Source organism: Mesorhizobium sp. (genome assembly GCF_004962925.1).
Classification (GTDB): Bacteria; Pseudomonadota; Alphaproteobacteria; order Rhizobiales; family Rhizobiaceae; genus Mesorhizobium.
The window spans coordinates 4,978-7,668 of record NZ_SUEO01000266.1 but is presented as its reverse complement, the minus strand read 5'-3'; the positions used below and the strand labels follow the sequence as shown (position 1 = coordinate 7,668).

3 protein-coding genes are annotated in these 2,691 nt (G+C 65.3%); all 3 read right to left on the bottom strand.

The features are described 5' to 3' along the window. On the bottom strand, nt 1-554 hold a 554-nt coding region (locus tag E5W87_RS31910), incomplete at its 3' end, for a hypothetical protein (protein ID WP_292406868.1). 244 nt (nt 555-798) lie between these two features. Further along, nucleotides 799-1,119, bottom strand: a complete 321-nt coding sequence (locus E5W87_RS31905; RefSeq protein WP_292406865.1) for a hypothetical protein — start codon at nt 1,117-1,119, stop codon at nt 799-801. Next, nucleotides 1,116-2,691: portal protein (locus E5W87_RS31900; protein ID WP_292406861.1), on the bottom strand; the 1,576-nt coding region annotated here is incomplete at its 5' end. The genes E5W87_RS31900 and E5W87_RS31905, both read right to left, overlap by 4 nt.

The window sequence follows — 2,691 nt, the reverse complement described above, 5'->3', positions numbered from 1 at the left end:
TCCTGGCGGGCCGCTTCGAAGGTGACAATGTCGTCGGGGTTGGCGTTGCCGATGGCGATGGCATTGGTCTGCAGCACCGTGTCGACCTGCGCCTGCTCGTAGTCCTGACGGCGCTGAAGCTGCCGCTGTGCCATGCGCAGCCCGCCAACCCTGCGCATCACTTCCTTCTGCCTGGCGAAATTGGCGCGCTGGTTTTCGGGCATGTTCGGCAAGGCAGCGTCGAACAGCGTGTCGAACAGACCGGGCTTGACCGCCTGGCCAGTACGCGGATCGACCTGGCCGTACATGGCTTCATGCAGGCCGCTACCGTCGGCCGGCGCGTTCGCCGCCACCTCGTCTTCCGCCTGCGCGATCTGGCCATTGAACCGGCGGCGCGCGAGTTCGGCGTCGAAGGCCTCGTGCTGCTCTTTCATCTGCTGGTGGCGCTCGGCGACAGCGGAAAGCTCATCGCCAAAACCCTGCATGGCGGCGCCGACCGGCGATCCCTGCGGGTATTGCACTGCATTGCCGGTATCGAGCCGGCGCTGCGCCAGTTGGAGAGGAATGGTCGCCATTTAATCGTTCCCTGCAGTGGCGCCGCGCCGCGGCGTTGCGCCGGCGGCCCGGCCCGGTGCGGCCGCCTTCGCCGATTCATGAATTTTGGGGAGGTCGCCAATGACGGCGCCATTGGCCAAACAGGGCTTGGCCTTCAGGGGCTGTATTCTGATCCTGTTGTGAGCTGGGCGGGTTCGTGGACTCGCATGAATGATATGCCGGAGCGGGCCGTAACCACGGTGAGGCCGGCGCTCCTAAAGTCCCTTACCCCTCCGCCCTCGCTGCCTTCTCCAGCGCCGCCAGCTGCGCCTCATCCAGCGTCAGAAACCCCATAATGTGCTGCACCACTTCGGCACGCGCATTGCTCAAGGCGCTGTGCAGTTCGAAGCCGTTCGGTGTCCTGGTCCTGGCCATCCATTCGCCGTAGGAGGGGCGGCGGTAGTAGCCTGTCGTGGCAGCAAGGTCGGCCAGCACCATCTCGCCGTCCTGTCCGGAAAATACCCTGAGATAGGCCTTTGTCAGGGCATCGCGCGCCTTGGCCGGACCGCCGGCCTGCCCGGAATGGGCGAAGCGTTTGCGGCTCATGCGCCGGCGCCCGGCACAGCCGGACCGCCCGGCATTTCTGCTCCGGCCTGCCCACCCTGCAGCAGGCCTTGCAGGCCATCGAGCAAACCGCTGTCGCGCGCCTGAACCGCCGCCGGCACCGCATCCTTGGCAGCCTTGCCGGCAGTGGCGATCGCCGCCATGCCGGCCTGTGCTTGTTGGGCTTTGGCTCTCGCGCCGCGCAGACCGTCGACCTCCTCCTTGCGCCGAAAAATGCGCTGCGGGCTGCGACCGGCGCTCTGCACGATCTTGAGCGCCTCATCGCCGTCGATATTGTCCATCACGCCGGGGTCGAACTGCGCCATCTGCATGGCCGTGGTGACCACCTGAATGGTGTCGCGGGCTTCCGCCGAGCGGCGCAGCACGTCGAGCGGGCCGGTGAAGGTCGGCCGCACCGCCTTGCCGGCAAGGCTCGCCGGCGGCAGGAAGCGGCTGTCTTCCTCATACAATCCTTTGTCCTCGAGGATGCCCAGCTCGCGGTCGAGATTGCTGGCGAATCCAGCCTGGATGATCGAGCCGGAAGGTCCGAGCAGCGCGCCCTTCTCCTCTTGCCTGATCAAGGCTTCGGTCGCCGTCATCTGCGGGTTCTGCACCAGCGTCTGGAACAGGTTGACGAACATCATGTCGCGGATCTCCTCGGCCCGGCTTTCCGAGTAGTTGAACGCATAGGTTGGGTTCTGGCCGGTGGCGATCGGCGCGATCAGCGGCCGTCCCTGGTCGTCGATCAGGCCGGGATAGTTCTCGCCGGGATTGAGCACCGGCACATAGTCGAGCCGCGCCTTCGAAGCGGTCGCCGGATCGGTGATCTGCTGCAGCGCCCTGAGGCCCGAGCGGCGCACGGCGTTTTCCTCGCGCACCGTCGTCAGCGCCTCGATGGTCGGCGAGATGCCATAGGGGTCGCCCTCGTAGCGGCGCCAGTTGAAGCACGACACCGGGAACGAACGAAAACCGCTCTCCCTGACGATGACCTCCTCGTCCTCGATGACGTGATAGGAGGCGAATGCCGTGTCGAGATACTGGTAGCTGCCGCCGAGCCGGTACATCTTGCGCTCGTCGCGCGGCTGGATGCACTGGATCAGCGAAATCTTCGTCTCGCATTTGGCCGGATCGTCGACCAGCATCTTGATCCGCGCCGGCAGCTTCTCATAGCCGAGCAGTTGCGCCGCCTGCCGCACGGTGCGCTCGTAGCGGCGGTGGAAAATATCGACCTGGCCCCAGCGGTTGCGCGAGAGAAAACCCTCGACCACCGGGATCGAGGCATAGCGGATCAGCGTGCCGCCAAAACCCTCCTCGGCATAGAGATAGGCCGGGCCGTAGCGCACGACATTGCGCAGGCAGGCCTGTGTTGCCGGCACGAAATTCGAATTGGCGGAATAGCGCAGAGAGAACAGGAAATCGCGCAACGCTTCGGCCCATTCCTTTTCCTCGTCGGTCTCCTCGTCGTTCATGGCGGCGGTCGACAGCCCGTGCCATTTTTCCGATTGCGGGATGATCAGGCTTTCCAGCCCGGCGGCCAACCGGTTGGCGGCCGAGTTGATGGTGTTGGCATAGACG

What these genes read in the sequence shown, in the direction of transcription:
- E5W87_RS31905 (WP_292406865.1), bottom strand. Translation starts at nt 1,119, where the DNA reads ATGAGCCGCAAACGCTTCGCCCATTCCGGGCAGGCCGGCGGTCCGGCC.